The 372-nt window shown below is 72.0% G+C and carries 1 pseudogene; it reads right to left on the reverse strand.

Annotation, left to right across the window (positions count from 1 at the left end):
- Positions 1-372 (reverse strand): annotated as a pseudogene (locus EN862_RS35085) (AI-2E family transporter); the annotation flags it as partial.

Genomic DNA, 372 nt, shown 5'->3' on the forward strand with positions numbered 1-372 from the left:
CCGGCGCCTGCTTGCGGGCCGGCTGACGGCGGGGCGGGCGGCGCTTGGCGGCGAGCTTGAGGACCACCGGCGGTTCGCCGGACAGCGCGCCGTTGACGGCATCGACCATGCCATAGGCGACGAAGTCGGCATTGAGGTCACGGGCCTCGGCGCTGGCGGCCTGCCGGTCGCCATTGCCGGTTTCCGACCAGAAGACGATGCCAACCCTGAGCTTTGGCCGGCGGCGCTTCAGCCGCCGCACCAGGAAGCGGGCATGCTTGACGGAATCACGGTCGAGGAAGCCGATGACGACCGCGTCGAGCGCATCGAGCTCGAGGCGGCGCACGCCGCCGGGCTCGAGATCGGCGAAGCCCGCCTTCGTCGCCTCGGCGC

This window comes from Mesorhizobium sp. M2E.F.Ca.ET.219.01.1.1 (genome assembly GCF_004016445.2).
Taxonomy (GTDB): domain Bacteria; phylum Pseudomonadota; class Alphaproteobacteria; order Rhizobiales; family Rhizobiaceae; genus Mesorhizobium.